Source organism: Nocardiopsis sp. FIRDI 009 (genome assembly GCF_003386285.1).
Lineage (GTDB): Bacteria > Actinomycetota > Actinomycetes > Streptosporangiales > Streptosporangiaceae > Nocardiopsis.
Window position 1 is genome coordinate 1 of record NZ_QPNC01000025.1, and the last position, 22,411, is coordinate 22,411.

Genomic DNA, 22,411 nt, shown 5'->3' on the forward strand with positions numbered 1-22,411 from the left:
GACACCGGTGCCGAGGGTGGTGGGAGAAGGCGGTGCGGTCACCAGGCGCAGCAGGTCGGCCGGACCGGACACGACGAACGGCAGGGCCGGGCCGGGGCGGGCGTAGCGGCGGGGGTGCGCCGCCCGGCGGGGGCGGCGCACGCCGCGCAGGAGTCGACGGGCCGCATCGGCGGTGGTGTCGGGCAGCTCGGGACGGACCGTGGCGCGGGCCAGCGGCCACGACGCCAGCAGGAACAACAGCAGGTAGCGCACAGGCGCACCTCCAGGGTTCGGGATGCCGGATGGGAGGTCCGACCGTTGGAATGAATACAAGAACCATATTGACTGTGTCAGACTGACCGAAATGCTCGCTTCTGACCAGGGCATCTATGATCCAGAAGGCACCTCAGCGAAGGCGGAGACGTGGCAGCAGCACAGAAAGCACCGACCATTGAGCAGCGTCGACTCGCTGCCGAGCTGCGACACATGCGTGAGGCGGCGGCGATGACCGTTGAGGAGGCCAGAGCTGCCCTCGGCTGGTCCTCAGGACGCCTGAACCACATGGAAGGCGGCAGACACAGCGTTCCCGACGTCTCCGCTCTCAACGCCCTCATGGACGTTTACAAGGTGACCGACCCTGTCCGCCGTGAGGCGCTCCTTGCTCTCCGCCGCCAAGCACGCACGAAACCGTGGTGGAAGCAGTACGAAGACATCCTCGATGACGGGTTCATCAGCTTCGAGGCGAGAGCTTCCAAGATCTCGGCGTTTCACCCGATCGTCGTTCCCGGCCTGCTCCAAACGCCTGAGTACGCCGCAGCCTCCGCCCGCGCGTCACTGGCCCGCACGGAAGCCGAGATCGAACGCATCGTCGCAGCACGCATGGAACGCCAGAAAATCCTTGACGGACCAGACGCACCCGAGTTTCGGTGTGTGATCGACGAGGCCGTTCTCCTGCGCCTCGCAGCGACGCCCGACCTCGCGCAGGGACAGATCCGACGCCTGGTGGACGTTGCAGACTCCGTCAATGGCGTCACGCTCCAGGTGCTTCCTATAGGCGTCGGTCTCCACGGCTGTATGCACGGGTCAACGGTGATCCTGGACTACGCGGATGAGAGGGACCCGAGCGTCGTCTACCTGGAGACACGTGGCCACGGTGTCTACCTGACCGAACCATCCCAGGTCGCCGACTACCGAAGCGCACTCGACGACGTGGCGGCCGATGCGCTGTCCAAGGCCGCGACGGTCGAGCTGTTGAGGAACATGATCACCGACTAGAAGAAGGCACCCGTGTATTCATCCCTGGAGTTCCGTAAGTCGTCCTACAGCCCAAACGAATCCGCATGCGTCGAGATCGCTGACGTTCCAGGTACATCCGCCGTGCGGGACACCGAGAACCGACACCTCGGGTACTTGACGTTCCCGTCCGAGGAGTGGGCGGCGGCCGTCAACGCCGTCCGACTCCAGGCCTAAAACATGCAGAGGACCCCGTCCTTACAAGGGCGGGGTCCTCTGTGTATTCATCCCACGAGGAGCCTATCGGCGGAAGCGCTGTGCGGCCAGGCTTTGATCTCCCCTGACCGGACCGGGGCAATCGATCGCCATGCGGGGGCTCAGCGAGGATCGGAGGGTGTGCGGCAGTCCCCGCTGCTCCATTGCGGATTCGGGTCCGCTCAGCTGGGCTGCTTTCCGCTGCCGTTGCACATCGGGCACGGTACGTTCACGACGACACCGTCCCGAGACTCCTGGACCGTCTTCTTGCCGTTGCAGTTGAAGCAGTTCACTTCCTTGCGGTGACCCATCAGTCCTCAGCCCTTCCCGCGACGCGATTCTCCGGCGAGTCCACCCACACGTGTTGTCCGGCGCGGTCGACGGTGACGCCGAAGCGCTCCGCACCAGGGCTCCCCCAGCCCACCCACTCCAGGTAGGCGGCCTCCACTTCGTCCCACAGATCGCGTGGACCGACCTGCGTGACCGACACCTCGCCATCGGACCCGGACCAGGACACCGACGCGTAGGATCTGGTGGTCGGATGTTGCAGGGACGCGCCGTCCGCCCCCCGTTCCCAACTGGTGAGCACCACACCGGGCAGCATCCCGGCCAGAGCCACCGTGAACCCCGCGTCCGCACGAAGCATGCGCCTCGGATCGACGCGTGCCGATGAGTGACGGGGCTCGCCCACCGGAGGCGGATACCCGGCGCGCTGAGCGCGCATCACCATGAACGCCGTATCGCCGTGGAGCCGCCCGACGGCCCGCCGGTCCGCCACAGTGAGCACCAACCGGTGCCCCCTCACGTTGTTGGGCACCCACGGAACCGCGATCACACCACCGGGCCGGGTCTGCTCCACCCACGCGAACGGGATCCGACGGATACCGCAGGTCACGTGCACGCGGTCATAGGGCGCACCGTCCGGGTGCCCCAGCGCGCCGTCGCCGACGACGAGGGTCGGCTCCAGCCCCGCCTGTTCGAGGTTGGCGGCGGCCCGCTTGGCGACCTGTTCGTCAACCTCGACCGTCGTCACCGCCTCGCCGCCGAGCCGCGCGGACAGCAGACCCGCAGCCCAACCGGTACCGGTGCCGATCTCCAACACCCGGTCACCGGGATAGGGGTCGAGCAGTTCCAGGAAGCCGACAACGATGCTCGGCGCCGTGGAGGAACTGGAGGGGAGGCCGGTGCTGGCGGTCTCCTCGGTCAGCGTGGTCGCGCCGTCGTCGATCTGGGTCAGGATCGTCGCGTCGCTGTACACGGCGGACCGCCAACGTTCGGGGTCCGCCGCACGGTCGATCCAGAAGGCCGGTCCACCGGACATGGGGGAGACTTCCGCGGAATCGGGGATGAAGTGCTCACGCGGCACCGCGCGGAAGGCGTCCGCCCACCCCGGACCGGCGATGGCGGACAGATCCTCGGGGCCTCGGACATCATGAGCCATGAAGAAACGGTAATCGGTCCAGCACACCGTGTCAGAGCCTTGGCCGGATCCGGCCAGCCAGGGCGTTCCGTAACCACCCGTTCGGCTGGTCCCGGCGCCGCGGACCGCGGACGGCGACAGCCAGGCTTTCGCTCAGCCCTGGCGCGGCGCGGTCTCGCCCATCTCGCCCCAGCCACTCATCCCGGGGATCTCGGTGGAGACGATCGAGGGCCGCTCCGCGATCGCGTAGGACATGTCGTCCATCGCCTTGGCGAAGTGCGCAGACTCCACGTGCGCGCGCCCGGCCTCGCCGTCGGTGAACGCCTCGACCAGGTAGAAGACGTGGTCCTCGTCGACCGAGCGGGACCACTCGAAGAAGATGTTGCCGGGCTCGGCCCGGGTGGCCTCGGTGAAGGAGCGGGTGAGGTCGAGCCACTCGTCCGCGCGCTCGGGACGGACGGTGAACTTGACGGTGATGAAGATCAACGGGCTCTCGCTTCGCTGTCGGTGCGTTCGTCCGCGCCGGACCCGAGGCCGCCGCCCCGCCCCGACGCTCCGTCCACCCATCATGCCCGGGCGCTGCGCACCAGGGGGTCGCACACGGCGAGGGGCTCGTCACACGCCCGCCTTCCGCGTTTCCCGTGCAGGCCTAGTAGGAAAGTTGTACTCTCCTACTATCAGAGTCATGATGGGACCGTGCCGCCGGTACGGGAAAGCCGGAGCACACCCCTTCGGGACGGAAAGGGCCACCAGTCATGAGCGATACGAAGGCGAGACGTCGACGTGCGGTGATGCGTCGTAAGAACCAGGTCACCCTGCCCCGTGAGGTCGCCGAGGCGCTGCACATCCGTGAGGGCGACGAGGTCGAGTTCGACATCACGGAGAGCGGTCAGGTCACACTGAGGGGCATGACCTCGGTCCCCGCCGACCAGGCGTGGTTCTGGGACCCCGAATGGCAGCGGGGTGAGCGAGAGGCCAGCGAGCAGATCGCGGCGGGCCGGACCGAGGAGTTCGAAGGCGCCGAGTCGATGTTCGACGCCCTGGAACACGACGAGGAGCGCTGAGAGCACTGGCCACGTTCGCCACCACCCCCCGGTTCCAGGCCGACTTCAAGAAGCTCACCCGCCAACAGGCGGAGCGCTTCCGGCGGGTGGTCACGGCCGAGTTCGCTCCCGACGTCGAGAAGGGGCAGTTCCGACCGGGTCTGCGCGTCAAGGGCGTCCAGGGAGCCCCGGGGGTCTACGAGATGACCTGGGCGCCCGACGGGCGTGCCACGTGGGAGTACGGCAACGAACGCTACCCGGGCAAGCCGCATGTCATCTGGCGTCGGGTGGGCACGCACGCCATCTTCAACCCCGGCCCGCCCTGATAGGCGCTCCGTGAACGACCTCAGCCGCCGCCCGCCTCCGGCACGGTGAGCCGGTACCCCACCCCGTGCACCGTGCTGATCCACCGCGGGCGCGCGCGGTCGTCCCCCAGGCGTCTTCGCAGCCGCATGATGTGCACGTTGAGCGTGTTGCTCCGCACGTCCGCGTCACCGGCCCAGGCCGCCCGGACCAGCTCCTGGCGCGGGACCACCGCGTCGACGTTGCGCGCCAGGTGCCGGAGCAGCAGGTACTCCGTCGGCGGCAGCGCGACGAGCACCCCGTCGAGCCGAAACGCCGGGGCCTGGCCGTCCACCCGCAGCCGCCCCAGGTCAATCGGGGCCGATCCGCGCGGATCCCGGCCGAGCCCACGGAGCAGCGCCCGCACCGAGGGCAGCAGGTCGGCGGCGCCGTAGGGCCGCTCCACCGTGAGCGTCGCCCCCAGGGAGCGCGCCGTGTCGGCGTACGCCGCGTCCCCGCGCGGCACTCCCACCACCACGGGCAGGCCCCGGTCGGAGCCGCGGACGATGCGCAGGAACTCCAGCGGTTCGATCGGGCCGCCCATCGCGCCCAGGAGTACGGCGTCAGGCCCCTCCCGGCCGAGGAGCAGCAGAGCCCTGGGGGCCTCGGAGCAGAACAGCACGTCGATCGGCTCGTCGGCCAGCAGCGCGCGCAGCTCGTTCGCGGCCCGCCCGTCCGCCTCGCCCACCAGCAGCAGCGGCCGTCCCTCCGGGACCAACGAAGACTCCACGCGCGGCCCTCCAGGGAAGGTGCGGGCCCGACACGGCCGTGGCGCCGGTCGGGGGGCTGACCGAACGAGCGGGCCCGTGGACGGCCACGGGCGCTGCCCGGGGTGCGCTCACGGGCACCCCGGTCATCTCACGTTCTTGTTCTCGTAGTGGTTGCGCAGCCAGATCGCGAACGAGTTCATCGTCAGCAGCACGGCCAGCATGAGGATCACACCGGCGGCGGCGAGGACGCGGAACTCCTCCTGGGGGCGGCCCGCGTAGTTGTAGATCTGGACCGGCAGCACCGAGTACTGGCCTTCGAGGAAGGAGGGGTCGAACGTCACGAACGTGACGGCGCCGACCAGCAGCAGCGGCGCGGACTCACCGATCGCGCGAGAGACGGAGAGGATGAGACCGGTCAGGATCCCGGGCAGCGCGCCGGGGAGCACGTGGTGCCAGATGGTCTGCCACTTGGTCGCGCCCAGACCGAGCGAGCCCAGGCGGGTCGAGTTCGGCACGGCCTTGATCGCCTCACGCGCGGCGAGGATGACCGTCGGCAGCACGAGCAGGGACAGCGTGAGCGAACCCGCGGCGGCGACGAACCCGAGGCTGAGCGGGCCGCGGACGATGAACGCCAGGCCCAGGATGCCGAACACGATGGACGGCACGGCCGCCAGGTTCTGGATGTTCACCTCGATGGCGCGGTTCCACCACCGGGTCTTGTCCGCGTACTCCTCCAGGTAGATCGCCGCGCCCACGCCCACGGGGACGATGAACAGCACGACACCGCCGATCACCCACAGCGTGCCGAGGATGGCGGTCCGGTACCCGGCGCTCTCCGGCGTGATGGAGGACGGGCCCTCGGTGATCAGCTGGCCGTCCAGTCGGGGCGCGCCCTCGACGAGCGACCAGATGATGATGGACGCCAGGCCCAGCAGGGCGACGCCCATACCGAGCAGCAGCAGGGCCCGGAACAGCACGTTGCCCACGCGGTCGCCGCGCGACGACGTGGTGAAGATACTGTCGGTGGCCGCCCGGGCGCCCGCGACGGCCAACCGCGACCTCTGGGGCCGCTTTCCCTTGTCGATGACCATTTACTCGTACACCTCACGGAAGCGGCGGACCAGACGGGTCGCGATGATGTTCATGACCAGCGTCATCGAGAACAGCAGGGTGCCCACGGCGAAGATCGTGTCGTAGACGATCGTGCCCTGCGGGATGTCGCCGGTCGCGGTGCCGCCGATGTAGGCGGTCATGGTCTGGGCGGAGTTGAACCAGTCGAACGTCAGGTTCGGGTTGCCCGCGCCCGCGGCGATGAGGACGACCATCGTCTCGCCGATCGCGCGGGAGGTGCCGAGCACGATCCCGGCGATGATGCCGGAGATCGCGGCCGGGAACACCACGCGCAGGGTCACCCGCATCTTGCTGGACCCGAGCGCGTAGGCGCCCTCCCGGAGCCCGCCGGGGACCGACCGCATCGCGTCCTCGGACACGGAGGCGACCAGCGGCACGATGAGCAGGCCCACGGCCATACCCGCGATACCGATGGAGAACGGGGTCTCCCAGGGGAAGAACGGGAACAGGCTCTCCGCGATCGGGCGCATGAAGAAGAACGCGAAGAGGCCGATCGCGACGGTGGGGATGCCCTCCAGGACCTCCAGGACCGGCTTGATCGTCTTGCGCACGCGCGGCGAGGCGTACTCGGACAGGTAGACGGCGGAGGCGAGGCCGATCGGGATCGCGACGACGAGCGCGGTCACGACGACGATCAGCGTGCCCACGACGATCGGCAGGACACCGAAGGAGGGGTTGGCGAACGCCGGCTGCCAGACGGTGCCGAAGAGGAACTCGGAGAAGGTGATCTCCCCGAAGAAGCTCACCGTGGGGACCACGAGGGCGACGACGATCCCTGTGGTGACGATGATGGAGAAGGCCGCGCACAGGGCGAGGAGGAACTTGATGCTCTTCTCGCCCAGGTGGGAGGATCCGGCGCCCGCCAACGGCCGGCGCTGGTCAGCGCCGGCCGGAGGGGTCGCCATGTTGCTCTTTGCCATGGCTGGTGTGCTCTCGGATCGAGGGCGGTCAGGAGGTGAGGGACTCGATCTGCTCGGTGGCCGCGGCCTTCTGCTCCTCGGTCAGCGGAACGAAACCGGCGGTCTCGGTGATCTGGTCGGAGTTCTCGATGTAGAAGTTCATGAAGTCCACGGCGGCCTGCTCCTGCAGGGCGACGTCGCTGGCGTAGACGAAGAGCCCGCGGCCCAGGGGGGCGTAGGAGCCGTTCTGGACGTTCTCCAGGGAGGGCTCGACGCAGCCTTCGCCACCGTCGATCTGCAGCGGCTTGACCGCGTCGCCGGCCTCGGTGAAGTAGGAGTAGGGGATGTAGGCCATGGCGCCCGCGTCGCCCTCGACGCCGACGACGGCGGCCTGGTCGTCCTCGCCGATGTCGGTGTAGTCGTTGCGGATCACGCCCTCCTCACCGTTGATGGCGTCGGTGAAGTAGTCGAACGTGCCGGAGGAGGAACCGGGGCCGTAGAGGGTGATGTCCTCGTCGGCGAGGTCGCCCACGTCGAGACCGTCGACGTCGCCCCAGGTGGAGACGGTGGAGCCCTCGTTCCAGATCTGGCTGGCCTGGTCGACGGTGATGCACTCCAGGGGGTTGTCGGGGTTGACGACGATGGCGAGGGCGTCGTTGGCGACCTGGACGCTCTCGAAGGAGATGTCGTTGCCCTCGCAGGCAGCGATCTCCTCGTCCTTGATCTCGCGCGAGGCGTCGTTCATGTCGGTCTCGCCGTTGCAGAACTTCTCGAACCCGCCGCCGGTGCCGGACTGGGCGACCGACACCTGGACGCCGGGGTTCTCCTCCATGAACATCTCGGCGGCGACCTCGGAGAGGGGGCCGACGGTGCTCGAACCGTCGATCGAGATCGTGCCGGACAGCTCCGAACCGCCGTCGGAGCCCCCGTCGCCACCGTCGCCGTTCCCACCGCAGGCGGTGAGGATGAACGGAACCGCTCCGGCGACGCCGGCGACCTGAAGCCACTTCTTGGAGATCACGTGGGAATCCTCGACTCGTTACTTTCGGCCGGTAGGGGACACCGACCCGGTGCAGGGACCGCCCGGCGCGTCCCGCCGAGCACGTTCCCCATGCAAAGCGCTCCGACTGAGCAGGGAAAAGAGAAAAGATGAACGAAAGATGAAGGAGCCGACTCAATTCGGCCCACGTCCCGCCGAAGAGCCACCATGGGAATCACTACCGACACGTAGGGTCAGGTTCCGTCACGCGACGCCCCGGCCACCCGCCGCGCCGCGCCCTTCCTGACCGAGGACGCGCCCCGATACGCTGGCGCCGACCGCAGCCAGCGCCGAGAAGGGGGAACCCATGCCCGACACCAACGAGTACGCGACGACCTTCGCGTTCGTCGACGCCAACAGCGACGGCCGCATCTCCGCCGAGGAGTACGCCGACCTGATGCACCGCCTGGGGGACACCTGCACCGAGGACCAGGCCCGCAAGGCGATCGAGGTCATGGACCAGGACGGCGACGGGCTGATCACCCTGGAGGAGTTCACCGCCTACATGTCCGACGGCAACGGCTGAACCGCCGCTGGGACGTCACCGGCCCCGGCCACCGCCCCGAACCGGAACGGCCGGGTGCGCCGCCCCCGGTGGGACTACCGCGCCCGATCCCCCGTCGGCCGTCGCGGCCCACCGGCCAGGTACACGACGTCGGGCACCCCCCTGGCCACGGGCACCTCGATGACCTCCACCGACGTGAAACGCTCGCGTAGCGCCCCCTCGAAGGCGGGCACGGCGTTGGCGCTCCAGAAGGACAGCAGCCCGCCGGGGGCGAGCAGTCCGGTGAGCGTGTCCAGCCCGGCGTCCTCGTACAGTCGGCCGTTGCCCTCGACGACCGTCCAGTCGGGGCCGTTGTCGGTGTCCAGGCAGATGACGTCGTAGCGGACGGGGTCGGCGGCGGCCCGGGCGTCGTCGAGCCAGGCCACGATGTCGGCGTTGTGCACCCGGCAGCGCGGGTCGCGGTGGACGTACCCGGCCGCCTCGCCGAGTTCGCCGTCGTGCCAGGCGATGACCCTCGGTTCGAGTTCGACCACGTCGACACGGGCCACCCGGGGATGGTCGAGGGCCTCGCGCGCGGAGAACCCGACGCCCAGGCCCCCGATCAGCACGCGCGCGAGGGAGCGCCCGTGGGGCAGCGCGGACAGGGCGGCCCGCACCATCTCCCGCTCGGAGGTGCCGTCGCGGGTGTCCATGAGGAACAGGCCGTTGGAGTAGATCTCGTAGTGCGCGCCGACCCGGCGCAGCACCAGGTCGCCTCCGGTCTCACCGGTCACCCGGTCCAGGGTGACCGTCTCTCCCGCGGTGATGGTGTACGCCTCCCGTCGCGGCCGTCGCTGGTCCATTCCCACATTGTGCCCGCCACGGGGAACCGGGCAGGGGGACGGGCGGCGGACATCTCGGAGCTACCGGCGAGTAGGTTGGTGGTCGGCGCGCCACGAGAGGAGTTCGTATGACCGTGAGCACCTGCCTGGAGAGACTGCGCGCGGTGGCCCCGCGCGCCCTCGGGGGCCTGTTCGTCGCCGCGGGGGCGCTGCACTTCGCCGCGCCCCGGCCCTTCGAGGCGATCATGCCCCGGCGGCTGCCCGCCCACCGCGCCTTCGTGTACGGCAGCGGGGCGGTCGAGCTGGCCTGCGGGGTCGGACTGCTGACCCGTCGGCGGTGGGCCGGCCCGGCCAGCGCCGCGCTGCTGCTCGCGGTGTGGCCCGCCAACGTGCGGATGGCCCTGGACGCGGGGTCGGGGCGGCTTCCGGGGCTCGCCGACAACAGGGTGGTCGCCTGGGGGCGGGTCCCCCTCCAGATCCCCCTGATCTGGGCGGCCCTCCAGAACCGGCCGAGGTCGGGCGGCTCCCCCGAGAGCTGATCGGCGCCGGGGCGACCTCACGCCCCGGAAACACCTCCGTTACCCCCCTGTGCGCGGGACGCGTCAGGGGGGTAACCTGACGGCGATATGGGAGCGCTCCCATATTGGAGGCACCCCCTGGCCGCGACAGGGGCGGGGACCGCGCGCGGGAGACGACACAGACGGGGGTCTGGAGGAGTACGACGGGGGTCAACCCACGAAGGAGGGCTCATGTCCCGAACACGCACCGCGATCGGAGCCGCCCTGGGCTCCGTCACGGCCCTGGCCGTCGGCGCCGCCCTGCTCGGCGCGGCCCCGGTCTCGGCCGACGGGTCCGAGTTCTACGTCAACCCCGACACCCAGGCGGCCGAGTGGGTCCGGGAGAACCCGGACGACCCTCGGGCCGACGTCATCGGCGACCGCATCGCCTCGGTCGCCCAGGCCACCTGGTTCACCGAGTACAACCCCGACGAGGTCCGCGACGAGGTCGACGCCGTGGTCGGCGCGGCCGACGCCCAGGGGCAGATCCCCATCCTCGTCGTCTACAACATCCCCGGCCGCGACTGCGGCAACCACAGCGGCGGCGGGGCGCCCGACCACGACGCCTACCGCTCCTGGGTGGAGGAGGTGGCCGCCGGGTTGGAGGGCCGTCCCGCCACCATCGTCCTGGAGCCCGACGCCCTCCCCCTGGTGAGCTCCTGCAGCGACCCCTCGGAGCTGCTGGAATCGATGTCCCACGCGGGCCGGGCGCTCATGGCGGGGTCCTCCCAGGCGCGGGTGTACTTCGACATCGGGCACTCGGCCTGGCTGGACCCCCAGGTGGCCGCCGACCTGCTCAACGGCGCGGACATCGCGCACAGCGGCCACGGCATCGCCACCAACACCTCCAACTACAACTGGACCGAGGACGAGATCGCCTTCGCGGAGGCCGTCATCGCCGCCACCGGCGTGCCCGGCCTCGGAGCCGTGATCGACACCAGCCGCAACGGCAACGGTCCCGCCCCCGACGGCGAGTGGTGCGACCCGCCGGGACGGATGATCGGCCGTCCCAGCACCACCGAGACGGGCCATCCGCTGATCGACGCCTTCCTGTGGACCAAACTGCCGGGCGAGGCCGACGGCTGCATCGCTCCCGCGGGCCAGTTCGTCCCCCAGGCCGCCTACGACATGGCGGTGAACGCGCCCCCGCCCACGGAGGAGCCCACCGACCCCGGCGAGGAGCCGAGCGATCCCCCCGTCGGGGAGGGCTGCACGGCCGAGTACCGGGTCGTCTCCGAGTGGGCGGGCGGTTTCCAGGCGACGGTGACGGTCACCGCCAAGTCCGCGCTCTCCGGCTGGACCGTGACGTGGACCTACACCGACGGCCAACGGGTCGACCAGGGGTGGAACGCCGACATCACCACCAGCGGGGCGACGGTCACCGCCACCGACCTGGGGTGGAACGGGACGCTCGGCGCCGGTGACAGCACGGAGTTCGGCTTCACCGGAACCCGCGACGGCACGGGCGGCGTGCCGGACGTGACCTGTTCGGCGGCCTGAGGTCGCCCGCGCACGGGGTGGGGCGGAGTCCGCCCCACCCCGTCGCCGTGCGCGGACGGGCCGCCTCAGGCCCCGGTCGGGGCCGCGACCCCGCGGGCCGTCGTCACCCGGTGGACGAGCGCGACCGGCAGCGCGCACACCCAGCCCGCGCACACGCCCCACAACAGGCCGCCGAGCGCCCCGGAGAGCGCGAACCCGAACACCGCCACGGGGCCGACACCCCCGGCGAGGGCGTCGGCGGCGGCGCGCAGGACCCCGGCGGCCACCAGGCCGAGCAGGACGGCGGCCCAGACCGAGAGCAGGAACCGCGCGGAGTCGGCGCCGGGCCGACGGTTCAGCGCGCGGTGCGTCCACCACCCGGTGACCCCGGAGAGGGCCGCCACCGCCAGGAGTTCGGCCAGGTGGTTCCAGGTCGGCTGGCCCACGGCCGGGGGGCCGAGACGGGGGAAGGCGAAGGGGACGCCGAACGCGGCGGGCAGCAGGAGCCAGGCGGCGCGCGCGCCGAGCCAGGCCGTGAACGCGCCGCTGCCGAAGAGCGCGCAGGGGAGGAGCGCCGCGAAACCGGCGGCACCGGCGAGACGGATATTGCGAATCTTATTCACCTTTTGCATCCTAGTGATCCACGTCTCATCCGACACCCCGTCCGGACGACCCCCTCCCCGAAAGGGCGGTGCCGATGCCGCGCCAGGCCCGAGGCCGACTCCCCCGCCGACTCACCGCCGCCGCCCTCACGGTGCTCGTACTGGTCCTGACCACCGCCGTCGCCACCGTCACCGAGCACGACCCCGGTCCCACGCGCTACCTCACCGACGACCGGGGACGCGCCCTGTTCCTCCACGGGTTCAACACCTCCGGTTCGGCCAAGTCCGACCCCGAGCGCCTGCCCTGGATCACGGAGGAGGCCGTCCAGCGCGAGTACGACCTCATGGGCACCAACTTCGTCCGCCTCCTCCTCCAGTGGCAGGCGCTCGAACCGGAGCCGGGGGTCTACGACGAGGCGTACCTGGACGCGGTCGCCGAGCGGGTCGACTGGTACGCCGAGCGCGGCTACCACGTCCTCCTGGACATGCACCAGGACCTCTACGGCCGGTTCACCAGCCCGGAGCGGCACTCCGGCAACGGCGCCCCCGAGTGGGCCACCCACACCGACGGGCTGCGCGTGGAGCAGCGGGAGATGTGGGAGCTGGTCTACCTGGAGCCCGGGGTGATCCGGGCCTTCGACCACTTCTGGGGCACCACCGGCGAGCACCCCGAGCTGATGGACGAGTACGCCGCCGCCTGGGCGCACGTCGCCGCGCGCTTCGCGGGCGATCCGGCGGTCATCGGCTACGACCTCATGAACGAGCCCTTCGGCGGCAGCCTCCAGGGGCCCGACTTCGAGAGCGGCCCCCTCGCCGAGCTGTACCGCCGCTGTGTCGCGCGGATCCGCGAGGTCGACCGGGACACCTGGCTCTTCGTGGAGGGGCAGGCCGTGGGCGTCAACTGGGGGCTGCCCTCCGCCCTCCCCCACCTCGACGACCCCCGCGAGGGCGAACCCCGGATCGTCTACGCCCCGCACGCCTACCCGCTGCCCATGGACCTCGGACAGCCGTACGCGGGCGAGTCCCGGGAGACGGTGGACGCCAGCATCGAGCTGTGGTCGGCGAGCGTCCGGACCACCGCGGAGCGGCTGGAGGCGCCGATCGTCCTGGGCGAGTTCGGACTGGACGTGTCCGGGGAGGGCGCCACCGACTACGTGGCGCGGATGCTGGCGGAGACCGAGCGGATGGCCGCCGGTCGGGCCTACTGGTCCAACGACCACGACGGCTGGGGCCCGTGGGCGGACGAGGAGCTCAGTCCCGGGCCCCTCGTCGAGGTGATGAACCGCGCCTATCCCCGCGCGGTCGCCGGACACCCCCTGGAGATCGACCACGACCCGGACGCCGCGCGTCTCTCGGTGCGGTTCGCGGTGCGCGAGGGCGTGTCCGGACCGACCGAGCTGTACCTGCCCGAGGCCGACTACGGCGGCGGGTTCGACCTGTCCGTGGACGGCCCCGGCGGGACGCGGGACTGGACCTCGGAGTGGGACGCGGACCGGCGCGTGCTGTTCGTGGACACGCCCTCGGGGGAGCCCGGCGACGAGTACACGCTCACCGTCGTCCCCGAGTGACCCCCTCGGCGCCCGCGACGGGGTGCCCGCACGCCGCGGGCCCGCACACGCCGTGTCGGCGCGCCGTCAGAGGCGGCAGGCGTAGATGTCGGTGACCAGGATGGCGCGGGCGCCGAGGTGCCACAGGTCGTCCATGATGCGCTGCGCGTCCTGGCGCGGCACCATCGAGCGGACGGCGACCCAGCCCTCGCGGTGCAGCGGGGAGACCGTCGGCCCCTCCATGCCCGGGGTGAGGGCCACGGCGGGCTCCAGGTGCTCGGCGTGGACGTCGTACTCCATCATCACGTAGTCGCGGGCGACCAGGACGCCGCGCAGCCGCCGCAGCAGCTGCTCGATCTTCGGGTCGTCCTCCGCGCCGCTGGGCCGGATCACGACCGCCTCGGAGACCAGGATCGGGTCGCCGAAGGTCTCCATGCCCGCCTGGCGGAGGGTGGTCCCGGTGGAGACCACGTCGGCCACCGCGTCGGCCACGCCGAGCTGCACGGAGCTCTCCACGGCGCCGTCCAGGTGGATCACGCGGGCGTCGACGCCCTGTTCGTCCAGGTAGGAGCGGAGCAGGCCGTCGAAGGACGTGGCGATCCGCTTGCCGTTGAGGTCGGAGACCTTCATGCTCGCGCCGTTGGGGGCCGCGAACCGGAAGGTGGAGGCGCCGAAGCCCAGGGCGAGGACCTCGTCCACGGCCGCCCCGGAGTCCAGCAGCATGTCGCGGCCGGTGATCCCGGCCTGGAGGATGCCCTCGCCGACGTAGACGGCGATGTCCTTGGGGCGCAGGAAGAAGAACTCGGTGTCGTTGTCCGGGTCGACCATGACCAGGTCACGGGAGCTCTTGCGCTGCCGGTACCCGGCCTCGCGCAGCATCTCGACCGCCGGCTCGGACAGCTGGCCCTTGTTGGGCACGGCGATTCGCAACAGGTCGGACATGTGAGTGGTTCCTTCGTCGGTTCTGGCGTTTCGGGGACGTCCGGTGGGCCGGTCCGGGAGACCGGCGGGGGCGTGTTCGGCGAACACGCCCTACAGATGCTTATAGACGTCCTCAAGACGCAGGCCGCGGGCCAGCATCAGGACCTGGAGGTGGTAGAGGAGCTGCGAGATCTCTTCGGCCGCGTGGTCGTCGGACTCGTACTCGGCGGCCATCCAGACCTCCGCCGCCTCCTCCACGACCTTCTTGCCGATGGCATGGACGCCGGCGTCGAGTTGGGCGACGGTCCCGGACCCCTCGGGGCGGGAGCGCGCCTTCTCGGACAGCTCGGCGAACAGCTCTTCGAAGGTCTTCATGGTGTCTTTCCTCGACCGACAGTGCGCTACCAGCGTAGGCGGTCCGAGCCCCCACCGCCGCACTGGGACGCGGGTGTCTCACGATGTGGTCGAAACGTTCGGTGAACGGCCCCCGTCCGAGGTCGGCGCGGGTTCAGCCGAGGCGGCCGCCCAGGGCGCGCACGACCGAACGCGGCAGGAGCCTGAGGAGACCGTCGGCGGTCTTGTACTGGGCGCCCGGGACGACGTGCGAGCGTCCGGCGGACCACGCCCGCAGCGAGTCGCGCACGACCTGGGCCCTGGACACGAAGGCGAACTCGGGCAGCCCCCTCTCCTGGACGGCGCGGGTCATGTCGGTGCGCACGAACCCGGGCAGGACCACGGTGACCCGCACGCCCTTCCCGCGCACCTCGGCTGCCACGCTCTCGCTCCACAGGGTGACGAACTTCTTGCCGCCCCCGTACACCGAACCGCCGGGGTTCACGACGGGCTCACCGGCCAGCGACGACACGTTGATCACACCGACCCTGCCGGTCTCCCCCGCCTCGCGCCGCGCGATCTGGACGGGCAGGACGGCGCGGGTGAGCTGGAGGACGGCGCGGACGTTGAGGTCGATCATGGCGTCGATCTCGGCGGGGTCCTGGGTGGCGAAGGCGCCGCCGTCACCGCGCCCGGCGTTGTTGACGAGCAGGTCGATCGGGGCCGCGTCGCCCCGGCCGTCGGCGGACAGGCGCCCGGCCACCTCCGCGACGCCCTCGCGGGTGCCCAGGTCGGCGGGGAGGGCCTCGACGGTGGTGCCGTAGGTCTCGCGGATCTCCTCCGCGATCTCCTCCAGCAGGGCCGCGCGGCGGGCGACGAGCACGAGCGCGTACCCGCGCTGGGCCAGCCTGCGCGCGAACTCCTCACCGATGCCGCTGGAGGCGCCGGTGACCAGCGCGGTCCGGGAACGGGGGGCAGTTCCTGGGGTGTCGTCCGCATCACTCATGGGGGTCAGCCTACGACTCCGGCCCGCGCACCCCTCGTTCCCGCCGCCCTCCACCGCCCGCCGAGCGCCCCGTTCACGCCGCCGGAACGCGGTGGACGCGGGGAGTTGACGCCGATCCCTCCCGCCGGCGCGCGCCAGGCGCTAGCGTTTCGGGTATGGCCGAGACCACGAGTCCCACCGGACCTCTCACCGCTCTCAGGTTGGACGAGCGCCTCCGCGACACCAGGCTCTTCTTCACCCAGGCGATACGGACCTTCCACGCCACCGGTTCCGTCGTTCCGAGCAGCAGAGCCCTGGCCGACGCCCTGGCCGCGTTCGTGCGGGAGCGCCCCGACCCCGACCGCCCGCTGCGGATCATGGAGGCCGGCGCCGGGACCGGCGCGATCACCCGGGGCATCGCCGCCGCCATGCGCCCCGGTGACACCGTCGACCTGGTGGAGGCCAACCCCGCCTTCGCCGCCCACGTCGAGGACCTGCTGGACACCGACCCCGAACTGTCGAGGATCGCCGACGGCGCCACGGTGCACGCGCTGCCCGTCAACGAGATGGGCACCGACCGGGTCTACGACGTGATCGTCTCCGGGCTGCCGTTCGCCAACTTCACGGCGGAGACGGTTGGGGAGATCCTCGACCACTACTTCACGGTGCTGCGGCCGGGCGGGACGCTGTCCTTCTACGGCTACCTCTACACCAAGGAGGTCAAGGCGATCATCGCGCGCCGCGAGGACTACCTGCGCCAGGCGCGGACGAGCTGGCTGGTGCAGGACTGGATCGACCGCTACGGGATCCGCTCCGAGCGGGTGCTCGCCAACCTCCCGCCCGCCTGGGTGCACCACCTGCGCAAGCCCGCCTGACCCCGGGGAACCGTGCTCCGTCCGGCCCCTCCCCCCGCGCCGTGCCCGCGGGGGGAGGGGCCGGTCCGGCGCGCCGGGGCCGTGTGGGCGGGACCACGGTCGCGACGCACGGTCCCGAGGGGGCGCGACACTCCGCCCGCCCAGACGTTCGTCATCCTCATGTGACCTTTTTGCTCAGATTGGGTGTCGCGATGACCCGTGTGGCACGGGTAGTCTCACGTTGACTTCTTGAGGACCGGACCTTGCCGGCCGACTGTTGGCCCAGTCTGTCCGTGTTCACACCAAATATTCCCAAGGTCTGATCCAAGTCCCCTGAAGCCCGTCCCGCGCCACAAGCCCTGGGTTCTACGTTCTTCACACCAACTGTGGTGTGCGCCCGAACCATGCGCGCGGACTCCCGTACCTCACCGACGTCCCCAGGTCGACGAAGACGACCGATGGAGGAGGCAACGTGACGCTCACCCAGGCGGCCGGAGCGGCCCCAGGACTGTCCGGCCGGACCGGCGACACGACCCCCGAGGCCCTGCCCGTGGATGTGCGGCGGCGGATCTCCGCCCTCGCCCGCACCCCTCGCCTCCTCGTCGCCTGCGACTACGACGGCGCCCTCACCCCCACCGACACCGCCGACACCGGTGCGGCGCGCCCGCACCCCCTGGCCGTGCGGGCCCTGCGCGACCTGGCCGACCTGCCCGGCACCACCTGTGCCGTCATCTCCTCCCGCCCGCTGAGCAGCCTGGCCACGCTCTCCCGTCTCCCCGCCGAGATCCACCTCATCGGCGCCCACGGCACCGAACCCGACACCGTCCTGCACACCCGCCCCTCGAACAAGCCCACCGCCCTCCAGGCCCTGCGCGAACACGTCGAGGCCACCGCCACCTGCTACGTCGGCGGCGGCGACGGCGAGGAGGACGTCTTCGCCCACCTGGTCGGCCCCGACACCGGGATCCGTGTCGGGGAGGGGCTGACCGTGGCCGCCCACCGCGTGGCCGACACCCCCGCCGCCGCGGCCCTGCTGGCCGCCCTGGTGACCGAACGCCGCGCCTGGACCTTCGGCGAGCGCCCCACCCCCATCGAACGCATGTCGCTGCTGTCCAACCACGCCTCGGTCGCCCTGGTGGGCCCCGACGCCCGCCTGGCCTGGCTGTGCCACCCCGAGCCCGACTCCGGCGCGGTGTTCGCCGAGATCCTGGGCGGCCGGTCGGCGGGGGCGTTCGCCATCGCCCCCGCCCACGGCGGTCAACCCCTGGGCCAGCGCTACGAGCCGGGGACGATGACGGTGCGCACCCGCTTCTCCCGCCTGGAGGTCCGCGACTACCTCGCCCCCGCCACCGAGCGGGGACGCACCGACCTGGTACGGGTCATCGACGGCACCACCCCCGCCCGCGTCGAGTTCGCCCCCCGACCCGACTTCGGCCGCGCCCCCGTCCGGCTGCGCGTCCACGACCGGGGCCTGGTGGTGGAGGGCGCCGACTTCCCGATGGCGCTGCACTCCCCCGGGGTGGAATGGGTGGTCGACCACGACGACGCGGGCGAGACCGCCCACGCCACCGTCCACCCCACCAGTGAGACCCCCGTGGTGCTGGAACTGCGCCTGGGCACCCGGGACCTGTCGGACTCCCCGGTCACGGACGCCGAACGACAGCGGGCGGTCCGCGACCACTGGACGGGCTGGCTGGACACCCTCACCCTGCCGGTCACCGCCCGGGACCTGGCCGCCCGCTCCGCCCTGACCCTGCGGGGGCTGTGCACACCGTCGGGCGGGGTGATGGCCGCCGCGACCACCTCCCTGCCCGAGGAGATCGGCGGGGTGCGCAACTGGGACTACCGGTACTGCTGGTTGAGGGACGGCGCGCTGACCGTCCAGGCGCTGGTCTCGCTCGGCTCCACGGCCGAGGCGGACGCGTTCCTGGACTGGGTGCACCGGGTGGTGGACACCCTGCCCTCGCCCGAGCTGCTGCGGCCGTTGTACACGCTGGCCGGGACCGACCTGGGCCCGGAGGAGACCATCGACACCCTGGCCGGATACGCCGGGTCGCGGCCGGTCCGGGTGGGCAACGCCGCCGACCACCAGGTGCAGCTGGACGTGTTCGGTCCCGTCGTCGAACTCATCGCCGACCTGGCCCACCGGCGCGGCGCCCTGCCCGACCGGGACTGGGAGCTGGTGTCGGCGATGGCCGAGGCGGTCGCCCGCCGCTGGCACGAACCCGACCACGGGATCTGGGAGGAGCGCGACGAGCCGCGCCAGCGGGTGTACTCCAAGGTGATGTGCTGGGTCACCCTCGACCGGGCGGTCAGGCTCGCGGACCGGTTCGCGCGCCCGGTGGACCCCACCTGGGAACCGCTGGCGGCCGACATCGCCGCGGAGGTGACCGCCAAGGGGTGGAACGAGGCCGCGGGCGCCTACACCACCGCCTACGACGGGCGGGACCTGGACGCGGCGTCGTTGCACATCGGTCTGTCCGGGCTGCTGGACCCGGCCGACGAGCGGTTCCAGTCCACGGTCACGGCCATCGAGGCCGAGCTGCGGCAGGGCCCGACGGTGTACCGCTACCGGCGCGACGACGGGCTGCCCGGGGGTGAGGGCGGTTTCCACCTGTGCACGGCGTGGCTGATCGAGTCCTACCTGGCCACCGGGCGCCGGGCGGAGGCCGAGGAGCTGTTCGCGCACCTGGTCGAGCGGGCGGGGCCGACGGGACTGATCCCGGAGGAGTTCGATCCGGAGTCGGAGCGGGCGTTGGGCAACCATCCGCAGGCGTACTCGCACCTGGGGCTGATCCGCTGCGCCCAACTCCTCGACCGGCACGCCTGACACCCGCCGCCCGCGTCCGCCGCTCCCGGACGCGGGCACGGCGTCCGAACCGACGGGTAGGGTGCCCCTCCCAGCAGCGACCGGGAAGCAGGCCACGATGACCACGACCGGCACCACCCTGACCCGGCGCGAGCTCAACCGCGCCACCCTCGCCCGTCAGTTCCTCCTCCGCCGCGTCGACCTGCCCGTCGCGGAGGTCGTCACCCGCCTCGCGGGCCTCCAGGCCCAGACCACGCACACCTGGTACGTCGGCCTCCAGAATCGGATCGAGGGGCTCGACCCGCGTGTGGTCGGGCGCATGCTCACCGACGGCGACCTGGTGCGCGTCGCGCTCATGCGCTCGACACTCCACCTGGTCACCCCGGGAGACCTGGCATGGCTGCGGGCCACCGTGCAGCCCGTGATCGACCGCGAGCTGAGCCACGGCGGCCACGGCCGGGCCACCCGCGTGCCGCCTGCCCGTCGTCCAGGTCCCGCCGCGCGGGGTGTGGGGCGCGTCGGGACCGCCCGCGCTCGCCCCGGCCGACACCTGGACCGGGCGGGCGCTCGATTCCCGACCCGACCCGGAGGCGCTGATCACGCGCCACCTGGCCGCGTTCGGCCCGGCCAGCGTGAAGGACGTCCAGGTCTGGTCGGGGCTGACCCGGCTGCGCGAGGTCGCCGACCGGATGCGCGACCGGCTCGTCGTCCTGCGCGGGGAGGACGGCACCGAACTCCTCGACCTGCCCGACGCCCCGCGACCCGACCCGGGCGCCCCCGCCCCGGTGCGCTTCCTGTACGACTTCGACAACCTCCTGCGCGCCCACGCCGACCGGAGCCGGGTCATCTCCGCTGAGGCCCTCCGGCGGATCGCCGTGCGCAACGGGATGCCCCCTGCCACGGTCCTGGTGGACGGCGAGGTCCGCGGCGTGTGGAAGGTGGTCCGCACGCGCGCCACGGCGGCCGTCGAGGTCGTCTCGTTCCGCCCCCTGGGTCCGGCGGAGACCGACGAGGTGACCGCCGAGGGCCTGCGGCTGCCGGGGTTCCTGGAGCCGGGCCGCGACGGGCACGAGGTCCGCGTCCTCGACACGCCCTGATCTCCCCGGTGGGGTTTTCGCCCCCACCTGTCCGGACCACGGGTGACACGTGTGGATATGGAAGGATTCTCGGGTGACTGAAGAGTTCCGCGCCGCGTTCCAACGCGTCCTCGACACCGCCGCAAGCCAGGCACCAGAGTTCCCCTCCGCCGTGCACGACGTGTTCCGGCTGTCCTCACAGGTGTCCAAGGATGAGCTCGCCACCGCGATGGAGGCGCTCGCACCGGTCCTCGGTGAGTGCGAACCCGTCGCGGGCGTGGCGGCCGACCTCGCCGTCCTGGCCGGAGCCCTGGTCGAGTCGGGCGCCCCGGCGGGACAGGTCGGCCTGGAGGTGCTGCGCCAGCTGGGCAGCTACGGCCAGGCGGCCGTGGCGTTCATGCACGCGTGGGACAAGACGGGCGGCGGAGCGCTCCCCGCCCCCGCCGAGGTGACGGAGGCCGAGGAGAAGCGGGTCGAGGAGGTCCTCGGGGACAACGCGCCGCTGGCCACGGTCGGCTGGTGGACGTCGCAGCGCTACGGTCTGGCGGCCAAGGCCATGCTGGGCGACTCGGGCGTGCGCGCCGCCGTACGCTCCGACGCCAGCGCGCTGGAGGGGCTGGGCCAGATCGCACGCGCGCTGTCGACACAGCTCAGCGAGTTCGGCGAGGTCCACGAGCTGCTGCGGATGGCCGAGACGAGCCGCGTCCTGGTGCTCGACCGCGCGTCCTGGCGGGGGTTCCGGGTGCGGTTCGACGGTATGGGCGACAACTTCCAGCTGCACACGCTGCTGGCGGACGCGCTCATCGGCAAGGAGGGGCGCCGGGTCCCCGGGACCCGACCGGATCCGCGCTGGACCGCCGCCTGCCTGAACGCGTCCGCCGACCCGCTGGCCGACGTCGTGCGCGGCGAATGGGACCTGGTCGGCGGCGACGGGACGTGGATCGGCAACGAGGCCGTCCCGGCCGACATCCCGGTGGTCGAGGGGGAGCGGGTGCTGGTCCTGGAACCGCAGACACTCGCGCACTCGTGGCGCGCGGGCCGTCGCCATCCGCACATCCCCGGGTCGCTGGAGGTCCTGGAGGAGCTGCACCCGGACGAGGCGGCCGCGTGGTGGGCGCGCGTCCACCCGGCGGGCTCGGTCCGCCACCCGCTGGCTCCGCCGATCGACCACGACGACACCGGTTCACAGCGCGCGCCCCGGCACTTCGGGGTCGCGGCGCACTTCGCCGAGGTGGACTCGGGGCCGCTGTCGGCGCCGTTCGACCCCCCGGCGGCCGGGGACGAGGACGGGCCGGAGGAGGCCGGGGAGTCCTGGGAACACGAGGCGGCCTGGCGGGCGGAGGAGCCCGACGGAGCCCAGGCCCCGCGAAGCGAGGAGATCTGGGAGCCCGAGGGGCTTCGGGGGCCGGGGGAGCCGCTCCCGTTCCGGGAACCCCGCCCCCTCGGGGACGCCGACGGGTCCGGTGGAACCGAGCAGGCGGGGGTCGGGGTCGACGACGTCCCCGTACCCGAACCCGTCGCGCCGGATCCGCTCGGGCCGGATCCGTGGAGCGGGACCGCCCCCGACCGACCCGAGCCGTGGGACGCCGTCCCCGACCGCCCCGAACCGGAACCGCACCCGTGGGCCGCCGAACCGCCCCCGCCCGTCCCGGAGCCGCTCCCGGCCGACGAGGGCCGACCGCCCGGCGCCCACCTGCTCCCGCCCCTGCCCCCCGACGTCTCCGAGAGCTGCCGTTGGGCCCCGTCCTGGCGGTGGCCGGTACCGCCCGGCCCCCAGGACTGACGGTCCCGGGTGACCGTGCCGGGAGCCAGGACGCGGGTCCGCGGGCGCCGCACCCCGCACGCGCCCCGACATGACGCATGTCATCCGG

General features: G+C 71.9%; 24 protein-coding genes and 1 pseudogene. 13 read left to right on the plus strand and 12 right to left on the minus strand.

The window, feature by feature from the left end; translation table 11 throughout:
- Nucleotides 1-252: hypothetical protein (locus DVR05_RS21120; RefSeq protein ID WP_116247694.1), on the minus strand; the 252-nt coding region annotated here is incomplete at its 3' end.
- Nucleotides 253-429: 177 nt separating this feature from the next.
- On the opposite strand from DVR05_RS21120, the gene DVR05_RS21125 reads away from it, so the two are divergent.
- Complete coding sequence (locus DVR05_RS21125) at nt 430-1,254, plus strand: helix-turn-helix transcriptional regulator (protein WP_255423103.1); 825 nt, start codon at nt 430-432, stop codon at nt 1,252-1,254.
- A 12-nt stretch (nt 1,255-1,266) separates the two neighbouring features.
- Nucleotides 1,267-1,449, plus strand: coding sequence for a DUF397 domain-containing protein (locus DVR05_RS21130; RefSeq protein ID WP_232832250.1), 183 nt, complete (start codon nt 1,267-1,269; stop codon nt 1,447-1,449).
- 328 nt (nt 1,450-1,777) lie between these two features.
- Here DVR05_RS21130 and DVR05_RS21135 read toward each other — a convergent pair whose 3' ends face one another.
- Together DVR05_RS21135 and DVR05_RS21140 are read right to left on the minus strand one after the other, a co-directional pair.
- On the minus strand, nt 1,778-2,908 hold the full coding sequence (locus DVR05_RS21135) for a methyltransferase domain-containing protein (protein ID WP_116247647.1): 1,131 nt from the start codon (nt 2,906-2,908) through the stop codon (nt 1,778-1,780).
- Nucleotides 2,909-3,040: 132 nt separating this feature from the next.
- A complete protein-coding gene (locus tag DVR05_RS21140) occupies nt 3,041-3,373 on the minus strand; it encodes a putative quinol monooxygenase (protein WP_116247648.1) in 333 nt (110 codons plus the stop codon).
- Between the two features lie 305 nt (nt 3,374-3,678).
- Between DVR05_RS21140 and DVR05_RS21145 the strand changes: the two genes are divergently transcribed.
- Together DVR05_RS21145 and DVR05_RS21150 are read left to right on the plus strand one after the other, a co-directional pair.
- Nucleotides 3,679-3,951, plus strand: coding sequence for an AbrB/MazE/SpoVT family DNA-binding domain-containing protein (locus DVR05_RS21145; protein WP_116247649.1), 273 nt, complete (start codon nt 3,679-3,681; stop codon nt 3,949-3,951).
- Between the two features lie 86 nt (nt 3,952-4,037).
- A complete protein-coding gene (locus DVR05_RS21150) occupies nt 4,038-4,256 on the plus strand; it encodes a hypothetical protein (protein ID WP_116247650.1) in 219 nt (72 codons plus the stop codon).
- Nucleotides 4,257-4,276: 20 nt separating this feature from the next.
- Here DVR05_RS21150 and DVR05_RS21155 read toward each other — a convergent pair whose 3' ends face one another.
- The 4 genes from DVR05_RS21155 to DVR05_RS21170 form a co-directional block, all read right to left on the minus strand.
- Nucleotides 4,277-5,002 carry a response regulator transcription factor gene (locus DVR05_RS21155; RefSeq protein WP_116247651.1) on the minus strand — a complete coding sequence of 242 codons (726 nt, stop codon included), beginning with the start codon at nt 5,000-5,002 and terminating at the stop codon, nt 4,277-4,279.
- 123 nt (nt 5,003-5,125) lie between these two features.
- On the minus strand, nt 5,126-6,073 hold the full coding sequence (pstA, locus tag DVR05_RS21160) for a phosphate ABC transporter permease PstA (protein WP_116247652.1): 948 nt from the start codon (nt 6,071-6,073) through the stop codon (nt 5,126-5,128).
- Nucleotides 6,074-7,033 (minus strand): phosphate ABC transporter permease subunit PstC, encoded by a 960-nt coding sequence (pstC, locus tag DVR05_RS21165; RefSeq protein ID WP_198659276.1) that lies wholly within the window; start codon nt 7,031-7,033, stop codon nt 6,074-6,076.
- 28 nt (nt 7,034-7,061) lie between these two features.
- Nucleotides 7,062-8,033, minus strand: coding sequence for a PstS family phosphate ABC transporter substrate-binding protein (locus tag DVR05_RS21170; protein WP_116247654.1), 972 nt, complete (start codon nt 8,031-8,033; stop codon nt 7,062-7,064).
- Nucleotides 8,034-8,358: 325 nt separating this feature from the next.
- Between DVR05_RS21170 and DVR05_RS21175 the strand changes: the two genes are divergently transcribed.
- Complete coding sequence (locus DVR05_RS21175; RefSeq protein WP_116247655.1) at nt 8,359-8,577, plus strand: EF-hand domain-containing protein; 219 nt, start codon at nt 8,359-8,361, stop codon at nt 8,575-8,577.
- Nucleotides 8,578-8,651: 74 nt separating this feature from the next.
- Here DVR05_RS21175 and DVR05_RS21180 read toward each other — a convergent pair whose 3' ends face one another.
- Nucleotides 8,652-9,398 carry a spermidine synthase gene (locus DVR05_RS21180; protein ID WP_116247656.1) on the minus strand — a complete coding sequence of 249 codons (747 nt, stop codon included), beginning with the start codon at nt 9,396-9,398 and terminating at the stop codon, nt 8,652-8,654.
- Between the two features lie 107 nt (nt 9,399-9,505).
- On the opposite strand from DVR05_RS21180, the gene DVR05_RS21185 reads away from it, so the two are divergent.
- Nucleotides 9,506-9,916, plus strand: a complete 411-nt coding sequence (locus DVR05_RS21185) for a DoxX family protein (RefSeq protein ID WP_116247657.1) — start codon at nt 9,506-9,508, stop codon at nt 9,914-9,916.
- A 210-nt stretch (nt 9,917-10,126) separates the two neighbouring features.
- Nucleotides 10,127-11,434 carry a glycoside hydrolase family 6 protein gene (locus DVR05_RS21190; protein ID WP_116247658.1) on the plus strand — a complete coding sequence of 436 codons (1,308 nt, stop codon included), beginning with the start codon at nt 10,127-10,129 and terminating at the stop codon, nt 11,432-11,434.
- Nucleotides 11,435-11,499: 65 nt separating this feature from the next.
- Here DVR05_RS21190 and DVR05_RS21195 read toward each other — a convergent pair whose 3' ends face one another.
- Nucleotides 11,500-12,045 carry a hypothetical protein gene (locus DVR05_RS21195; protein WP_116247659.1) on the minus strand — a complete coding sequence of 182 codons (546 nt, stop codon included), beginning with the start codon at nt 12,043-12,045 and terminating at the stop codon, nt 11,500-11,502.
- 65 nt (nt 12,046-12,110) lie between these two features.
- Here DVR05_RS21195 and DVR05_RS21200 point away from each other — a divergent pair, with 65 nt between their 5' ends.
- Nucleotides 12,111-13,583 carry a cellulase family glycosylhydrolase gene (locus tag DVR05_RS21200; protein WP_116247660.1) on the plus strand — a complete coding sequence of 491 codons (1,473 nt, stop codon included), beginning with the start codon at nt 12,111-12,113 and terminating at the stop codon, nt 13,581-13,583.
- 66 nt (nt 13,584-13,649) lie between these two features.
- On the opposite strand, the gene hisG is transcribed toward DVR05_RS21200, so the two are convergent.
- The 3 genes from hisG to DVR05_RS21215 form a co-directional block, all read right to left on the minus strand.
- A complete protein-coding gene (gene hisG / locus DVR05_RS21205; protein ID WP_116247661.1) occupies nt 13,650-14,504 on the minus strand; it encodes an ATP phosphoribosyltransferase in 855 nt (284 codons plus the stop codon).
- Between the two features lie 90 nt (nt 14,505-14,594).
- Nucleotides 14,595-14,858, minus strand: a complete 264-nt coding sequence (locus tag DVR05_RS21210; protein ID WP_017601182.1) for a phosphoribosyl-ATP diphosphatase — start codon at nt 14,856-14,858, stop codon at nt 14,595-14,597.
- A gap of 133 nt (nt 14,859-14,991) precedes the next feature.
- The gene (locus tag DVR05_RS21215; RefSeq protein ID WP_198659277.1) at nt 14,992-15,822 is read right to left on the minus strand and encodes an SDR family oxidoreductase; all 831 of its coding nucleotides are present in this window, start codon (nt 15,820-15,822) and stop codon (nt 14,992-14,994) included.
- 155 nt (nt 15,823-15,977) lie between these two features.
- On the opposite strand from DVR05_RS21215, the gene DVR05_RS21220 reads away from it, so the two are divergent.
- The 5 genes and pseudogenes from DVR05_RS21220 (at nt 15,978) to DVR05_RS21235 (ending at nt 22,323) form a co-directional block, all read left to right on the plus strand.
- A complete protein-coding gene (locus tag DVR05_RS21220) occupies nt 15,978-16,676 on the plus strand; it encodes a class I SAM-dependent methyltransferase (protein ID WP_116247662.1) in 699 nt (232 codons plus the stop codon).
- Nucleotides 16,677-17,127: 451 nt separating this feature from the next.
- The gene (locus tag DVR05_RS21225; RefSeq protein ID WP_116247663.1) at nt 17,128-19,485 is read left to right on the plus strand and encodes a trehalase-like domain-containing protein; all 2,358 of its coding nucleotides are present in this window, start codon (nt 17,128-17,130) and stop codon (nt 19,483-19,485) included.
- 97 nt (nt 19,486-19,582) lie between these two features.
- Nucleotides 19,583-19,922 (plus strand): annotated as a pseudogene (locus tag DVR05_RS27995) (DNA glycosylase AlkZ-like family protein); the annotation flags it as partial.
- Nucleotides 19,923-19,970: 48 nt separating this feature from the next.
- Nucleotides 19,971-20,561 carry a DNA glycosylase AlkZ-like family protein gene (locus DVR05_RS28000; RefSeq protein ID WP_369974565.1) on the plus strand — a complete coding sequence of 197 codons (591 nt, stop codon included), beginning with the start codon at nt 19,971-19,973 and terminating at the stop codon, nt 20,559-20,561.
- Nucleotides 20,562-20,634: 73 nt separating this feature from the next.
- On the plus strand, nt 20,635-22,323 hold the full coding sequence (locus DVR05_RS21235) for a hypothetical protein (RefSeq protein WP_116247664.1): 1,689 nt from the start codon (nt 20,635-20,637) through the stop codon (nt 22,321-22,323).
- Nucleotides 22,324-22,411: the final 88 nt, after the last annotated feature.